Origin of the sequence: Ancylobacter lacus, from assembly GCF_018390635.1 — a bacterium.
GTDB lineage: Bacteria > Pseudomonadota > Alphaproteobacteria > Rhizobiales > Xanthobacteraceae > Ancylobacter > Ancylobacter lacus.
In genome coordinates this window covers 42,510-56,798 of record NZ_JAHBGE010000044.1, presented here as the reverse complement: position 1 = coordinate 56,798, position 14,289 = coordinate 42,510, and the positions used below count along the sequence as shown (strand labels likewise).

The window sequence follows — 14,289 nt, the reverse complement described above, 5'->3', positions numbered from 1 at the left end:
CGGCCCGCACCCACGGGCCGGGCTTTTCCTGCCAAAGCCCCGTTATGCTGCCCGAGCCCGCGAGAGCCGCCATGAAAGCCCTGATCTGTGACGAACCCGGCCGCCTGTCGATCATCAGCCGGCCCGAGCCGGTGCCGGGCGAGGGCGAGGCGCTGATCCGCATCCGCCGCGTCGGCATCTGCGGCACGGACTTCCACATCTACCAGGGCAAGCACCCCTTCCTCGAATATCCCCGGGTGATGGGACACGAGCTTTCCGGCACGGTGGAGAGCGCGCCGGCGGGCAGCGGGCTCGCCAGCGGCCAGAACGTCTACATCGTGCCGTATCTGTCCTGCGGCACCTGCCTCGCCTGCCGCAAGGGCGTGAACAATGCCTGCATGAACATCAACGTGCTCGGCGTGCACCGCGACGGCGGCATGGCGGAATTCCTCTGCGTGCCGGTCGGCAATGTGGTGCCGGCGGGCGCCGCCAGCCTCGACGAGGCGGCGATGATCGAGTTCCTCGCCATCGGCGCCCATGGCGTGAAGCGCGGCGGCATCACCGCGCAGGACCGCGTGCTGGTGGTTGGCTCCGGGCCCATCGGCATGTCCGCCATCATCTTCGCCAAGGCGCGCGGCGCCCATGTCACGGTGATGGACCTGCGCGAGGACCGCCTCGCCTTCACGATCGACCGGCTCGGCGCCGACCAGATGCTGGTCGCCGACGCCTCCGCCGAGGCCGAGGCCAAGCGGCTGACCGGCGGCGATTTCTACGATGTGGTGATCGACGCCACCGGCAATGCCGGTGCCATGCAGCGCGGCTTCGGCTTCCTCGCCCATGCCGGGCGCTATGTGCTGGTGAGCGTGGTGCGCACCGACATCACCTTCTCCGACCCCGAATTCCACAAGCGCGAGGCCACCCTCTTCGCCAGCCGCAACGCCCAGGCCGACGACTTCGCCGAGGTGGTGCGGCAGATGGAGGCCGGCCGGGTGCCGACCCGGGCGCTGCACACCCATGGCGGCCCGCTCGCCGAGGGGGCGGCGCTGTTCGACGCCTGGCTGAAGCCGGAGGCCGGGGTCATCAAGGCAATTCTGGAAGTCTGAGCCGATGGCCGTTCCACGCACCCTGCGTCTCCACGAGGCCGACAACGTCATCATCGCGGTCGACAGCGTCGCCGCCGGCAGCGCGCTGCCCGAGGGCATCACCGCCGCCCGGCACATCCCGAAGGGCCACAAGGTGGCCGCGCGGCCCATCGCCGCCGGCGAGGCGATCCGCAAGTTCGGCCAGGTCATCGGCTTCGCCGGCAGCGCCATCGCGCCGGGGGACTGGGTGCACGAGCACAATGTCGTGCTGCAGGCGTTCGAGCGCGACTACGCCTTCGCCACCGAAGCCCGGCCCGACAGCGGCCTGCTGCCGGGCGAGGCGCCCGCGACCTTCCAGGGCTTCCGCCGCGCCGACGGGCGGGTGGGCACCCGCAACTATATCGGCATCCTGTCCTCGGTGAACTGCTCGGCCACCGTCGCCGAGTTCATCGCCGACGCGGTGACGCGCTCGGGCGTGCTGGACGACTACCCCAACATCGACGGCGTGGTGGCCTTCACCCACGGCACCGGCTGCGGCATGGCCTCCAAGGGCGAGGAATACGACATCCTCGCCCGCACCCAGTGGGGCTATGCCAGCCACCCCAACTTCGCCTCGGTGCTGGTGGTGGGGCTGGGCTGCGAGGTGTTCCAGATTCCGCGGATGATGAAGGAATACGGCATCGTCCCGGGGGCCAGCTTCCAGTCGCTGACCATCCAGGAGAGCGGGGGCACCCGCAAGTCGATCGAAGCCGGCGTTGCCAAGATCACCGAGATGCTCGCCCACGCCAACGCCGCGACGCGCGAGAGCGTGCCGGTGTCGGAGCTGACGCTGGCGCTGCAGTGCGGCGGCTCCGACGGCTATTCCGGCCTTACCGCCAACCCGGCGCTCGGCGCCGCGGTGGACCTGCTGGTGCGCCATGGCGGCACCGCCATCCTCTCCGAAACGCCGGAGATCTTCGGCGCCGAGCACCTGCTCACCCGCCGCGCCGAAAGCGAGGCGGTGGGCCGGCGCATCGTCGAGCTGATCGACTGGTGGACCGACTACGCCGCCCGCACCGGCGGCGAGCTGAACAACAACCCCTCCCCCGGCAACAAGGCCGGCGGGCTGACGACCATCCTCGAAAAATCGCTCGGCGCGGTGGCCAAGGGCGGCACCTCGACCCTGCGCGGGGTCTATCGCTACGCCGAGCGGATCGACCGCAAGGGCTTCGTCTACATGGACACGCCCGGCTACGACCCGGTCGCGGCGACCGGGCAGGTGGCGGGCGGGGCCAACATGCTGTGCTTCACCACCGGGCGTGGCTCGGCCTATGGCTGCAAGCCGACCCCCTCGGTGAAGCTCGCCACCAATTCCGACCTCTTCCGCCGGATGGAGGAGGACATGGACATCAATTGCGGCGACATCCTCGACGGCGTGTCGATCGAGGCCAAGGGCCGCGAGATCTTCGAGCTGGTGCTCGACATCGCCTCCGGCCGGCGCTCGAAATCCGAGCTGCTCGGCTATGGCCGCAACGAGTTCGTGCCCTGGCAGCTCGGCGCGGTGATGTGAGGGCCGGCCGGCCCGGGCGCCGGCCTCAGCGCTTTCGTTCGAGGCTCCAGAAGAACAGCACGGTGAGCCCCAGCACGATGAGCAGCAGCACGAAGGAGGCCGCCGCCCCCTCGTTCAGCGACAGGCCGAGAAAGGCGCGGCGATAGGCGAAGAAGCTCAGCACCTCGGTCGAGGTGCCCGGCCCGCCCTTGGTGAGGATGTAGGGCAGGTCGTAGGTGCGGAACTCGTTGATGAGCTGGATGATGACCGCGATCGCCGCCACCGGCCGCAGCATCGGCAGGGTGATGTACCAGAACTGCTGGAGCGCGGTCGCCCCGTCCACCTCGGCCGCCTCGTAGGGGTCGCGCGGCAGCGCGGCGAGGCCGGCGGCGAGGATCAGCACGACGAAGGAGGTCTGCTGCCAGATGTCGATCGCCGCCATGGTCCACAGCGCGAGATCGGCATTGCCGAGCCAGTCCACCCGCGGCAGGCCGAGGCTCTCCATCACCTGGTTGGCGATGCCGAGATTGGGCTGCAGCAGCATGCGCCAGATCAGCGCCACGCTGACCGGCGACATCGCCATGGGAATGGTGAGCACGGCGAAATAGACCGGCTTCATCGTCACGGTGCGGTTCAGCATCAGCGCGATGGCGAGGCCGATGACGAACTCGCCGAGCACGGTGACGAGCGAGTATTTCACGGTGAGCCACAGCGCGCCCCAGAACAGCGGGTCGCTCATCACCGCGACGAAGTTCTTCGCGCCGACGAAGGGCTGCAGCATCGGCTTGAGCAGCGTCAGCGACGAGACCGAGATCAGCGCGGCATAGACCAGCGGAAAGCCCATGACGAGGGCGAGCGTCAGCAGCCCCGGCGCCGCGAAGGCCCAGCCGGTCCGCCACTCCCGATCCGCGAATGCCGGAAGGCGCATGCTCGTTCGTCCCAGGTCAATGGCCGCGAAGGTGGAAGATGCGCCGGCCCCGGGGGGCGGGACCGGCGCACCATATGGCTGAAGGCGTTAGCCGCCGACGGTCCTCACTTGTTGAGGAGCTGGGTCAGGCCGTCCGCAGCGGCCTTCAGCGCATCTTCGGGCTTCGCCTGCCCGCCCGCGGCCAGCGAGAGCTGGGCGCCGAGCACATCCTCGTACTGGGCGGAATAGGCGAAGATCGGGAACGACTTGCCCGAGGCGACCACCTCGAGGCCGGTCTTGTAGAAGGGATACTTCTTCAGCACCGCCGGGTCGGTGTAGACGTCGGAGCGCACCGGGGCGTGGCCTTCCAGCGCGCGGGCGACCGAGATCTTCTGGCTCTGCACCCATTCGATGAACTTCCAGGCCGCGGCCTTGGATTCATCCGAGGTGTTCTTGGGAATGCCCCAGCCCCAGCCGCCGCTCTCGCCATGGCCGCCCGGCATGACGCTGAGCGCCAGCTTGCCGGCCACCGCCGGGCACTTGGCGGCATCGTCGAGCTGCGGCAGCATCCACCAGTAGGTGACCATGCTGAACGCCTTGCCCGCGCACATCAGCCGCATCGTGTCGTCGAGCGTGGCCGAGAGCGCGCCCTGCTGGGCGCCGTTCTGCACGTTGTCGGCGTAGAGCTTCAGCGCAGCGAGGCCTTCCGGGCTGTTCAGCACCACCTTGCGGCCGGAGTCGAGATAGGCGCCGCCGGCGGAGAACAGGTAGTTCGAGAACTCCATGGAGTTCGGATCGCCGCGCTGGCCCTGCATCGCCGCGCCCACCACGTCGCCGCCGGCGGCCTTGAAGTACTTCGACAGCGCGACATAGTCCGCCAGCGTCGCCGGCACGGCGAGGTCCTTGCCGGTCCTGGCCTTGTAGTCCGCCTTCACCTTGGCGTCGCCGATGAGGTCGGTGCGGTAGATCAGGCCCATGGAGTAGTTGTACATGGGCAGGATCGGCAGGGCGTCCGGCGTGGCGCCGAGCAGGTCGAGCATCGAGGGGATGATCGGCTTCAGGTCGAAGCCGGACTTCTCGACATAGGGCTTCAGGTTTTCCAGCCAGCCCGCGGCGGGGAATTCGCCGGCCCAGAGGAAATCGACCTCCAGCACGTTGTAGTAACTCTCCGGCGAGACGAGCTGGGCGACCAGCTTGTCGTGCATGTCGCCATAGCCGATCTTCTCGAACTCGACCTTGATGCCGGTCTCCTTCTCGAATTCCGGCAGCAGCTTCTCGATGATCTGGGTCTCCGGCACGTCCTCCATCAGGGCGCGCAGGGTGACGGGTTCGGCAAAGGCGGGGCCGGCGGCGGCGAGCATCGTCGCGCCGAGCAGGGTCGAGATGAGACTGCGCTTCAACTGCATGTCGTTCTCCTGTTCCGTCTGGATCGGACCTTCGTCCGCCTTGTTGGCGCCGGCCGGTGGCCGCGCGGTCGTCACGTCACTTCACGCTGCCGAAGGTGAGCCCCTGGACGATGAAGCGCTGGATGAAGCGGGAGGCGATCACCAGCGGCAGCACGGCGAGCACCACGCCGGCCGAGACCTTGGCGATCTGCACCCCGTTGGAGGTCTGCAGCGCGGCGAGCGCCACCGGCACGGTCGCGGTCTGCGGCCCGCTCAGCACCAGGGCGAACAGGAATTCGTTCCAGGTGAGGATGAAGCCCAGCACGCCCGCCGCCGCGATGCCCGGCAGCGACACCGGCAGCACGATCCGCCAGAACGCGCCCCAGGCGGTGGCGCCATCGGTCATCGCCGCCCATTCGAGATCGACCGGTATCCCCTCGAAGAACCCCATCAGGATCCAGATGAGGAAGGGCAGGTTCACCGCGGCATAGACGATGATCAGCCCCGTCAGCGAGTTGGTGAGGCCGAACATGCGGAACAGCGTGAAGGTCGGCAGCACGATGGCCACCGGCGGCAGCATCTGGATCGCCAGCACCGCGAACCGCCCGGCCTTGCCGCTGGTCCTGAAGCGGGCGAAGGCGTAGCCGGTCATGCAGGCGAAGGGCAGCGCCACCACCACCGAGCCGACCGCCACGATCAGGCTGTTGAGATAGGACGGGCCGTAGCGGGTGGAGGTGAAGAGGGCGACGTAGTTGTCGAGCGTCGCCGCCGGCATCAGCTCGGCGGAATAGGACATCGATTCCGGCAGGAAGCTGGTGCGCACCACCCAGAGCAGCGGCACCAGAATGACCGCGCAGACCAGGAGCAGGCCGAGATGGAGAGCGACGCGCCGCATGTCCGCTTCCTCCCCGCTCAGGGCTGCAACACGCCGAGACGGGGCCGCGGCAGCGCCCGCGTCGTCTCGGGGTCGAACAGGTGCATGGGCCGGGCGTCGAGATAGAGCGGCACGGTGGCCCCGACCGGGGCGGTGTAGTGGCGGGAGAGCCGCGCCGCGATCTCGACCGGCCGGATCGCGCCGGCCCCGGCGAGCTGGCCGATCAGGATGTTCTCCACCCCGAGCGCCTCCAGCGCGACGACGGTGACCTCCACCTTCTGCAGGCCGGGCGCCGGCGCCTCGTGCAGGTCTTCCGGGCGCAGGCCGAAGATCACCTCGCGCCCGGCGGCGGGGGCATAGGCGTCGCGGTGCCTCTCCGGCACCGCGACATCGAGGCCGGGGGCGCGGACCACGAGACCGTCGTCGCGGCCTTCCAGCCGCGCCGGCACGAGGTTCATCGGCGGGGTGGCGAGGAAGCGGGCGACGAAGGTATCGACCGGGTCGGCATAGACCTCGAGCGGCTTGCCCACCTGGATCATGCGACCCTCGCGCATGATGCAGATGCGGTCGCCCATGGTCATCGCCTCGACCTGGTCGTGCGTCACATGGACGATGGTGCGGCCGAGCCGGCGGTGCAGCTTCACCAGCTCCAGCCGCATCTCGGCGCGGAGCTGGGCGTCGAGATTGGAGAGCGGCTCGTCGAGCAGGAAGGCGACGGGATCGCGCACGATGGCGCGGCCGAGCGCGACGCGCTGGCGCTGGCCGCCCGAGAGCGCCGCCGGCCGGCGGTCGAGATAGGGGGTGAGGCCGAGCAGGCTCGCCGCCTCGCGGATCTTGCCGTCGATGACGCCGCGGGCGACGCCGCGCATCTTGAGGCCGAAGCCCATGTTCTCGCGCACGCTCATATGGGGGTAGAGCGCGTAGGACTGGAACACCACCGCGATGTTGCGCTCGCGCGGGGCGACATGGGTCACGCTGCGCCCGCCGATGCGCAGGTCGCCGGAGGTGATGCTCTCCAGCCCCGCGATCATGCGCAGGGTGGTGGATTTGCCGCAGCCGGAAGGACCGAGGAAGATCACGAACTCGCCGTCGCCGATCGTGAGGTCGACGTCACGCACGCCATAGGCGCCGCTGGCGTAGAGCTTGGAGACATGATCGAGCTCGATCGACGACATCGGCGGTCCTCTGGCCGCACCGGCGGGGTGGATCTCCCCGGCCCGGGCGTTGCCGCCCGCCGGTCTCGACCCCGGCTGCGGCGGCACATCTAAAAGCACAATTTCGAACAGATCAACAGGTCATCTGAACGTCACGCGCGAATCAACAGCACAAACGCACACCGGCGGCACACCGGCGCACGGGCCTCAGGTCATGTAGACGCCGCCGGTGACGTTGATGCCCTGGCCGGTCATGAAGCGCGCCTGGTCCGAGCACAGGAACACCACGACGTCGGCGACATCCTCCGGCTGCTCCAGCCGGCCGAGCGGGGTCTGGGCGATGTAGTCGGCGATGACCTGCTCGGGCGTGACGCCGCGCAGGCCAGCCTCCCACTCCACCTCGCGCGACTGCATGCTGGTGGCGACGAAGCCGGGGCACACCGCATTGACGCGGATGCCCTTGCCCGCCAGCTCGCGCGCCAGCGCCTGGGTCCAGCCGAGCACGGCGAATTTGGAGGCGGAATAATGCGCCAGCAGCGGCGCGCCCACCTTGGCCGCCAGCGAGGCGGTGTTGACGATGCAGCCCTTGCCGGTGTCGACGAAATGGCGCGCCGCGATCTGGTTGGTGAGGAACACCCCGCGGGTGTTCACCGCGAAGTTGAACTCCCACTCCGCGTCGGTGATCTCCAGCGCCGGCTTCATGGTGGAGACGCCGGCATTGGCGATGAGGAGATCGCAGCCGCCGAGCCGCGCCACCACCTCGGCGAAACCGGCCTCGACCGCCGCGCGTTCGCGCACGTCGATCCTCACCGCAATGGCGCCGCCGCCGATGTCGGCGGCGGTCCGCTCGGCGGCGGCAAGGTCGATGTCGCCGATCGCGACCCGCACGCCCTGCCGCGCCAGCGCGGCCGAGATGGCGCGGCCGATGCCCACCGCGCCGCCCGTGACCAGCGCCAGCCGCCCGGCCAGCTCGGGAAAGACAGGGGCGACGACCGGCGACGGGCTCATAGGCAGCTCTCCTCGTGTTTGAGCGGCACCTTATATGAACATAAATTCACATCAAGAAGATTCTCGTGTTTGATTTTGTCCGCATCTGCGGTAGGAAGACGAGACGCTTCGGCCGCCCTGGCCACGCCTGCCCGACGCCTCGACCCGCGGACCCCGCCATGCCCGACGACCTCGACCCCCAGACGCCCGAGACGCTGGACGCCGGCCGCGCCGAGGATCGCCAGCGCATCCTGCTGCCCACCCGTCACGCCCGCATCCTCGACCAGCTCGCCGCCACCGGCGCGGTCTCGGTCGCGGCCATCGCCAGCGAGCTCGGCGTCTCCGACATGACGATCCGCCGCGACCTGGTCGAGCTGGAGCGGGAGGGGCGGCTGGTGCGCGTGCACGGCGGCGCGGTCGCCCCCGAGGCGCCGCCCCCGGTGGTGATGGACAGCGACGAGCCGAGCTTCGAGGCCCGCCTGCGCCGGGGCGCCGACGGCAAGGGCGCCATCGCCGCGCTCGCCGCCAGCGTGATCGCCGGCCACCGCACCGTCGCGGTGGATGTCGGCACCACCACCTATCTCACCGCCGGCCACCTGCGCGAGACCCCGCACATCAAGGTCTTCACCAACAGCCTGCGGGTCGCCTCGCTGCTCGATGGCGGGCTGCCGGAGGTCTATGTCGCGGGCGGCCGGGTGCGCGCCGACGAGATGTCGGTCTGGGGGCCGACCGCCATCGCCCAGTTCGAAAAGCTGTGGTTCGACGTCGCGGTGATCGGCGCCTCCGGCCTCACGGCGGAGGGCTTCTACGATTATTCCTTCGAGGATGCCGACCTCAAGCGGGTCTATCTCCGCCGCGCCGGGGTGAAGGTCCTGCTGTGCGACAGCGCCAAGTTCCAGCGCATGTCGCTGGTGCAGGTGGGCGCCCTCGCCGACATCAACATGCTCATCACCGATGCCGAACCGCCCGCCCGCATCGCCACCGCCCTGGCGGCGGCCCGGGTGGATGTGCGCATCGCGCGAACCTCCCCCAGCGCGTGACGCGGCCCGCGCCGGGCCCGCCGTTTTTCAAGGAGTAGACCAGATGGTTTTCGAGTGCTTCGGCGACAAGAAGAAGGTCGTCATCGCCATGGCCCATATCGGCGCCCTGCCCGGCGCCCCGCTCTATGACGCCGATGGCGGCCTCGACAAGCTGATCGGGGGGGTGCTCGCCGATGTCGAGAAGCTGCAGGCCGGCGGTGTCGACGCCATCATGTTCGGCAACGAGAACGACCGACCCTACGTCTTCAAGGGCTCGCCGGCCTCCATCGCCGCCATGAGCGCCATCGTGCAGGCGGTGAAGCCGAGCCTGAAGGTGCCCTTCGGCGTGAACTATCTGTGGGACCCGGTCGCCACGGTCGCCATCGGCGCGGTGACGGGGGCGAGCTTCGTGCGCGAGATCTTCACCGGGCTGTTCGCCTCCGACATGGGGCTGTGGGAGCCGAACTGCGCCGAGGCGGCGCGGCTGCGCCACGACCTCAAGCGCGACGACATGAAGATGCTGTTCAACATCAACGCCGAGTTCGCGCATTCGCTGGACCAGCGCCCGATCGAGCTGCGCGCCAAGAGCGCGGTGTTCTCCTCGCTCGCCGACGCGATCCTGGTCTCCGGCCCGATCACCGGCCAGCCGGCCGACCAGTCGCACCTGCGCAGCGTCGCCGAGACGGTGAAGGACGTGCCGATCTTCGCCAATACCGGCGTGAACATCGAGAATGTCCGCGACATCTTCTCGGTCGCCAGCGGCGTCGTGATCGGCACCCACTTCAAGGTCGACGGCAACACCTGGAACCCGGTGGACGCCGGCCGCGTCGCCCGCTTCATGGACGTGGTGAACGCGCTGCGCTGAGCCGGCCCCCCTCCCCTCCGCCTGACCTGATGGGCTGACATGAGCTGCATTCTCGGCCTCGACATCGGCACGACCTCCACCATCGGCATCCTCATCGCGCTTTCCGGCGAGGTGCTGGGGGTCGCCTCGCGCCCGGTGACGCTCACCTCCGCCCATGCCGGCTGGGCGGAGGAGGACCCGGCGCAATGGTGGGACAATGTCGGCGCCATCACCCGCGAGCTGATCGCCACCGCCGGCATCGACGCGCGCGACATCGCCGGCGTCGGCGTCACCGGCATGTTGCCGGCGGTGGTGCTGCTCGATGCCGAAGGCCGGGTGCTGCGCCCTTCGATCCAGCAGAGCGATGCGCGCTGCGGCGCCGAGGTCGCGGCGCTGCGGGCCGAGCGCGACGAGGCCGCCTTCATCGCCAAGGCCGGCAACGGCATCAACCAGCAGCTCGTCACCGCCAAGCTGCGCTGGATCGAGGCGAACGAGCCGGACATCTTCGTCCGCATCGCCACGGTGTTCGGCTCCTACGACTATGTGAACTGGCGCCTGACCGGCGAGCGGGCGGTGGAACAGAACTGGGCGCTGGAAGCCGGCTTCGTCGACATCACCCGCCACGCGCTCGACGACGAGCTGATCGGCTGGGCGCACATCCCGCGCGCCGCGATTCCCCGCAAGACGCTCTCGCACGCGATTCTCGGCCATGTCACCGCGGCGGCGGCGGTCGCGACCGGGCTTGCCGAAGGCACCCCCGTGGTCGGCGGCGCGGCAGACCTCATCGCCTCGGCGCTCGGGGCCGGCGTCACCCGCGCCGGCGACGTGCTGCTGAAGTTCGGCGGCTCGGTCGACGTGCTCACCGCCACCGGCACGGTGAAGCCCGACCCGCGGCTTTATCTCGACTACCACCTCGTGCCGGGCCTCTACATGCCCAATGGCTGCATGTCGACCGGCGGCTCCGGGCTGAACTGGTTCGCCCGCACCTTCGCCGGCGGCGAGCTGCCGGCGGCGCAGGCGGCCGGCCTCACCCTGCACCAGCACCTCGACCGGCTGGCGGCGGCCCGCCCCGCCGGCGCGGACGGCGTGCTGTTCCTGCCCTATCTGCTGGGGGAGAAGACCCCGATCCACGACCCCGAGGCGCGCGGCGTCATCGACGGGCTCACCCTCTCGCACGATCTCGGCCATGTCTGGCGGGCACTGCTGGAAGGCTATGCCTATGCCATCGCCCACCATGTCGAGGTGCTGACCGACATGGGCCACCGCTGCGAGCGCTATTTCGTCTCCGATGGCGGCTCCAGCTCGCGCATCTGGATGCAGATCGTCGCCGACGTGCTGCAGAAGCCGGTGCAGCGGCTCACCGGCCATCCCGGCTCGTCGCTGGGGGCGGCGTGGACCGCCGCGGTCGGGCTCGGGCTGGCGGAGTGGGATGGCATTTCCCGCTTCGTCGGCTATGACGAGCAGGTCCAGCCCGACCCGGCGACGGCGGGCACCTATGCGGCGGGCTATGCCCGGTTCCGCGAGCTGTACCGCCGCCTGCAGATGAAAGCCCCGGCATGAGCGCACGCCCTGACGAGAACGCCCGCGAGCGCCTGCGCGCCGTCGCCTGGGACATCGACGGCACGCTGGTGGACAGCGAGCCGCTGCACCACCGGGCGCTCGTCGCCGCCTCGCGGCGCTGGGGCGCCGATCTCACCGACCTCCCGGACCAGGCGTTCCGGGGCATCCATATCCTCGATGTGTGGGACATCCTTCAGCCACGCCTGCCGCAGGGCGTCGACCAGGGGGAATGGCTCGCGGCGATCAACGCCCATTATGTCGGCCATACCGAGGAGCTGATTCCGATCGCGGAGGCGGTGGCGACCATCCGGGCCCTGGCCGGGCGCGGGGTGCCGCAGGTCTGCGTCTCCAATTCCAGCCGCAGCGTGGTGGACGCCAATCTCGCCGCGCTCGGCATCGTCGACGCCATGGCCTTCTCGATCAGCCTCGACGACGTCAGCCAGGGCAAGCCGGACCCCGAGCCCTACCTCACCGCCTGCACCCGGCTCGGCCTGCCGCCCGAAGCGGTCGTCGCGGTCGAGGACAGCCACACCGGCGCACGCTCGGCCGAAGAGGCGGGGCTTTACGTCGTGGGCTACGCCCCGTCGGGCGGCGGCTTCGGCCGGGTCGATCTCACCATCGACCGGCTGTCCCGGGTCTATGAGCTGCTGGTGCCCTGATGCCCTGACCACGCACGCGGAAGATGTAGCGGCTGGCGCGGGCACCGGGGCGGCCCGGGACCTATTTCTTGCGGCCGGCCTCGTCCGCATCGGGCGCGGTAAGCCAGGCATAGAGCTTGGCCAGCGGATACGGCACCCAGAGCGGCAGGCGTGCATAGGGGTGATTGGCGCCCAGGAGATAGCGGCGGTTCAGGAAATCAGCCTGACGTCTCTCCCGACGGGCCTTGTGAGCCCGCGATCTGTTTTTTTCAGTCTTCGACATCCAAGAGGCTCGTGACCCACCGACACGCCCCTGAGTAGTATCGTATCCCCACGGAATAGCAACGCCCCCCGCCGAGCGCGGCGTTCGTGACCGCCGTTCATCCACACTGCAGTAGCTAACGGCGGGCGCCGAAGGCATGCACGCACCCTTCCGGTGGTAGATGTCAGCTCCGCCGGCCGGAGGCATAGAAACTCTCGGCGGCCTCGGCGTCGTTCAGCGTAAACCGGTGATCAACCGGAGGATGTGCCCTCTGTTCGCAGTCGAGACGCGGGCAGATGCGGCATCCCACGCCGATCGGGACGGTTTGCGAGGGGTCGGCGAGGTTGATGCCGTCGGAATAGACCATCTGCGCGGCGTAGCTGATGTGGCAGCCGAGCCCGATCGACATGTGGCGACGCGGCGCGTTGTGCCGGTGGCCGCCCTTCGCCACCGAGCGGGCGATGCAGAAATAGCGCTGCCCCTCCGGCATCTGGCTGACCTGCACATTGATTCGCTCGGGGTGGAGGAAGGCCGAATAGACGTTCCACCGCGGGCAGGCGCCGGAATGGCGGGAGATGTGGATGCCCGAGAGCGAGAAGCGCTTGGAGATGTTGCCGGCGATGTCGGTGCGCACGAGGTGGAGCGGAATGCCGGTGAGGCCCGGGCGCTGCAGCGTCGTCATGCGGTGGCAGACCTGCTCGAAGCTGGCGCGGAAGCGCCGCTGCACCCGCTCGATGTCGTAGCGGGTCTCCCGGCAGGACTGCAGGAACGCCTCATAGGGCATGACCAGCGCGCCGGCGAAGTAGCTCGCCAGCGCGTTTCGGGTCAGGACGGGCGCGTCGGCGGGAAGGTCGGAGGCGTTGATCAGCTCCTCGATCTCCCGCGCCGCCGCCAGCAGCCCGAGCTGGTGGGCGACGGTGAACACCGCCGTCTCCGGGGACAGCACATCCGATGTCAGGATCTCGCGGCGTTCGGCATCGTAGCGGCGGGCGATGCCGACCGGCAGCGGCGCCAGCCGCCAGCTGAGGCCGAACACGTTGAAGAGATAGGTCCGCAGCCCGTGCTCGAAGGAATCGTAGGAATCGGCGGCGGCGTCGATGTCGTGGCGCACCCGCTCGGCCGCGGCCTCCAGCGTGGGGAAGTGGTTGGCGTTCTGCTGGATGAAGTCCGACACCGCCTCGGTGGCGGGGTGATAGCCCACCGCCTCGGGATCGGCGCCGCCGCCGCTGAGCTTGGCGACGCGCAGGGCGCGGTACTGGTCGAACAGGCGCACCACCGCCCGGCCCACCGCGGCGTTGGAGCTGGCGAGGTCGCGCACATCCTGGTTCGTCAGGCCGCTGTCGGCGAAGATCTCGTCCCCGAACAGCTCCATCAGGTCGCCGACGAGGCGCGGCTCGTCATTCTCCACCAGCTCGCCCGGCTCGATGCCGAAATGGCTGGAGAGCTTCATCAGCAGCGGCACGGTGATGCGGCGGCGGTTGTGCTCGATGAGGTTGAGATAGCTGGCGGAAATGCCGAGCACGGCGGCAAGGTCCGCCTGCGAGACCTTCTTCTGGCGGCGCATCCGCTGGATGCGCGCGCCGATCTGGAGATCGCTGCCCTGCACGATGGACTCCCTTTTCCCGGTTTACAACTTTGCCGGATTTACAACTTCACAGGCCGGATTTTACAAGGCTTTTCAACTTAACAGCTTCATTTATCTAATGTTCTTGCCTTCCGGTGTCGAGTGTTAAATCTTTACACCATCCAAGGAGGCACCCCATGAGCCCGCACCCCACCACCCTCGACGAAGAATTCGTCACCATCATCGGCAGCACCCCGGAAGAGATCAGCCGCGCCTTCCAGGCGCAGGGTCTCGCCGAGCAGCACTACGCCGTCGTGCACCGCATGGGGCGCCATCGCTTCACCATGGCGGACGGCGCCGGCAACGAGTCGCTGTTCGAAGGCCGCCCGCTGGTCGCGGCGACCTATGTCCGCCGCCGGCCGAGCTGAGCCGCCGGCCGCCCGCAGCACCATCCGCCGCCGCCCGCCGGGGCCGCCGCACCAGACCCGATCCCGCCGGCGCCACGC

Annotated in this window: 14 protein-coding genes; 7 read left to right on the top strand and 7 right to left on the bottom strand. The window is 69.2% G+C overall.

What is annotated here, in order from left to right:
- The first annotated feature begins 71 nt into the window (after positions 1–71).
- Together KHC27_RS09215 and KHC27_RS09210 are read left to right on the top strand one after the other, a co-directional pair.
- Entirely contained in the window at positions 72–1,082 is a 1,011-nt protein-coding gene (locus KHC27_RS09215) for a zinc-binding alcohol dehydrogenase family protein (RefSeq protein ID WP_213338202.1), read from the top strand.
- A 4-nt stretch (positions 1,083–1,086) separates the two neighbouring features.
- On the top strand, positions 1,087–2,610 hold the full coding sequence (locus tag KHC27_RS09210; protein WP_213338200.1) for a UxaA family hydrolase: 1,524 nt from the start codon (positions 1,087–1,089) through the stop codon (positions 2,608–2,610).
- A gap of 25 nt (positions 2,611–2,635) precedes the next feature.
- Here the strand turns inward: KHC27_RS09210 and KHC27_RS09205 are convergent, their stop codons facing one another.
- From KHC27_RS09205 to KHC27_RS09185, 5 genes are all read right to left on the bottom strand, one after another.
- Positions 2,636–3,517 carry a carbohydrate ABC transporter permease gene (locus KHC27_RS09205; protein WP_213338197.1) on the bottom strand — a complete coding sequence of 294 codons (882 nt, stop codon included), beginning with the start codon at positions 3,515–3,517 and terminating at the stop codon, positions 2,636–2,638.
- 104 nt (positions 3,518–3,621) lie between these two features.
- The gene (locus KHC27_RS09200; protein ID WP_213338195.1) at positions 3,622–4,902 is read right to left on the bottom strand and encodes an extracellular solute-binding protein; all 1,281 of its coding nucleotides are present in this window, start codon (positions 4,900–4,902) and stop codon (positions 3,622–3,624) included.
- 76 nt (positions 4,903–4,978) lie between these two features.
- Positions 4,979–5,776 carry a carbohydrate ABC transporter permease gene (locus KHC27_RS09195; RefSeq protein ID WP_213338193.1) on the bottom strand — a complete coding sequence of 266 codons (798 nt, stop codon included), beginning with the start codon at positions 5,774–5,776 and terminating at the stop codon, positions 4,979–4,981.
- Between the two features lie 17 nt (positions 5,777–5,793).
- The gene (locus KHC27_RS09190) at positions 5,794–6,930 is read right to left on the bottom strand and encodes an ABC transporter ATP-binding protein (RefSeq protein WP_213338191.1); all 1,137 of its coding nucleotides are present in this window, start codon (positions 6,928–6,930) and stop codon (positions 5,794–5,796) included.
- Between the two features lie 186 nt (positions 6,931–7,116).
- Entirely contained in the window at positions 7,117–7,917 is an 801-nt protein-coding gene (locus KHC27_RS09185; RefSeq protein ID WP_213338188.1) for an SDR family NAD(P)-dependent oxidoreductase, read from the bottom strand.
- Positions 7,918–8,075: 158 nt separating this feature from the next.
- On the opposite strand from KHC27_RS09185, the gene KHC27_RS09180 reads away from it, so the two are divergent.
- The 4 genes from KHC27_RS09180 to KHC27_RS09165 are packed head-to-tail and all read left to right on the top strand — an operon-like array spanning position 8,076 to position 11,978.
- Positions 8,076–8,936, top strand: coding sequence for a DeoR/GlpR family DNA-binding transcription regulator (locus KHC27_RS09180; protein WP_213338169.1), 861 nt, complete (start codon positions 8,076–8,078; stop codon positions 8,934–8,936).
- Between the two features lie 43 nt (positions 8,937–8,979).
- Positions 8,980–9,780, top strand: a complete 801-nt coding sequence (locus KHC27_RS09175) for a BtpA/SgcQ family protein (RefSeq protein ID WP_213338167.1) — start codon at positions 8,980–8,982, stop codon at positions 9,778–9,780.
- A gap of 39 nt (positions 9,781–9,819) precedes the next feature.
- Positions 9,820–11,319 carry an FGGY-family carbohydrate kinase gene (locus KHC27_RS09170; protein ID WP_213338165.1) on the top strand — a complete coding sequence of 500 codons (1,500 nt, stop codon included), beginning with the start codon at positions 9,820–9,822 and terminating at the stop codon, positions 11,317–11,319.
- On the top strand, positions 11,316–11,978 hold the full coding sequence (locus KHC27_RS09165; protein ID WP_213338164.1) for an HAD family hydrolase: 663 nt from the start codon (positions 11,316–11,318) through the stop codon (positions 11,976–11,978). The genes KHC27_RS09170 and KHC27_RS09165 overlap by 4 nt, the downstream gene beginning before the upstream one ends.
- 61 nt (positions 11,979–12,039) lie before the next feature.
- Here KHC27_RS09165 and KHC27_RS09160 read toward each other — a convergent pair whose 3' ends face one another.
- Positions 12,040–12,240, bottom strand: a complete 201-nt coding sequence (locus tag KHC27_RS09160) for a hypothetical protein (protein ID WP_213338162.1) — start codon at positions 12,238–12,240, stop codon at positions 12,040–12,042.
- A 163-nt stretch (positions 12,241–12,403) separates the two neighbouring features.
- Positions 12,404–13,825 (bottom strand): helix-turn-helix domain-containing protein, encoded by a 1,422-nt coding sequence (locus KHC27_RS22015; protein WP_343210875.1) that lies wholly within the window; start codon positions 13,823–13,825, stop codon positions 12,404–12,406.
- 155 nt (positions 13,826–13,980) lie between these two features.
- On the opposite strand from KHC27_RS22015, the gene KHC27_RS09150 reads away from it, so the two are divergent.
- On the top strand, positions 13,981–14,211 hold the full coding sequence (locus tag KHC27_RS09150; RefSeq protein ID WP_213338160.1) for a hypothetical protein: 231 nt from the start codon (positions 13,981–13,983) through the stop codon (positions 14,209–14,211).
- The last annotated feature ends 78 nt before the right edge of the window (positions 14,212–14,289 follow it).

What these genes read in the sequence shown, in the direction of transcription:
- KHC27_RS09175 (WP_213338167.1), top strand. Translation starts at nt 8,980, where the DNA reads ATGGTTTTCGAGTGCTTCGGCGACAAGAAGAAGGTCGTCATCGCCATG.
- KHC27_RS09160 (WP_213338162.1), bottom strand. Translation starts at nt 12,240, where the DNA reads ATGTCGAAGACTGAAAAAAACAGATCGCGGGCTCACAAGGCCCGTCGG.
- KHC27_RS09165 (WP_213338164.1), top strand. Translation starts at nt 11,316, where the DNA reads ATGAGCGCACGCCCTGACGAGAACGCCCGCGAGCGCCTGCGCGCCGTC.
- KHC27_RS09185 (WP_213338188.1), bottom strand. Translation starts at nt 7,917, where the DNA reads ATGAGCCCGTCGCCGGTCGTCGCCCCTGTCTTTCCCGAGCTGGCCGGG.
- KHC27_RS09150 (WP_213338160.1), top strand. Translation starts at nt 13,981, where the DNA reads ATGAGCCCGCACCCCACCACCCTCGACGAAGAATTCGTCACCATCATC.
- KHC27_RS09170 (WP_213338165.1), top strand. Translation starts at nt 9,820, where the DNA reads ATGAGCTGCATTCTCGGCCTCGACATCGGCACGACCTCCACCATCGGC.
- KHC27_RS09210 (WP_213338200.1), top strand. Translation starts at nt 1,087, where the DNA reads ATGGCCGTTCCACGCACCCTGCGTCTCCACGAGGCCGACAACGTCATC.
- KHC27_RS09215 (WP_213338202.1), top strand. Translation starts at nt 72, where the DNA reads ATGAAAGCCCTGATCTGTGACGAACCCGGCCGCCTGTCGATCATCAGC.
- KHC27_RS09195 (WP_213338193.1), bottom strand. Translation starts at nt 5,776, where the DNA reads ATGCGGCGCGTCGCTCTCCATCTCGGCCTGCTCCTGGTCTGCGCGGTC.
- KHC27_RS09205 (WP_213338197.1), bottom strand. Translation starts at nt 3,517, where the DNA reads ATGCGCCTTCCGGCATTCGCGGATCGGGAGTGGCGGACCGGCTGGGCC.
- KHC27_RS09180 (WP_213338169.1), top strand. Translation starts at nt 8,076, where the DNA reads ATGCCCGACGACCTCGACCCCCAGACGCCCGAGACGCTGGACGCCGGC.
- KHC27_RS09190 (WP_213338191.1), bottom strand. Translation starts at nt 6,930, where the DNA reads ATGTCGTCGATCGAGCTCGATCATGTCTCCAAGCTCTACGCCAGCGGC.
- KHC27_RS09200 (WP_213338195.1), bottom strand. Translation starts at nt 4,902, where the DNA reads ATGCAGTTGAAGCGCAGTCTCATCTCGACCCTGCTCGGCGCGACGATG.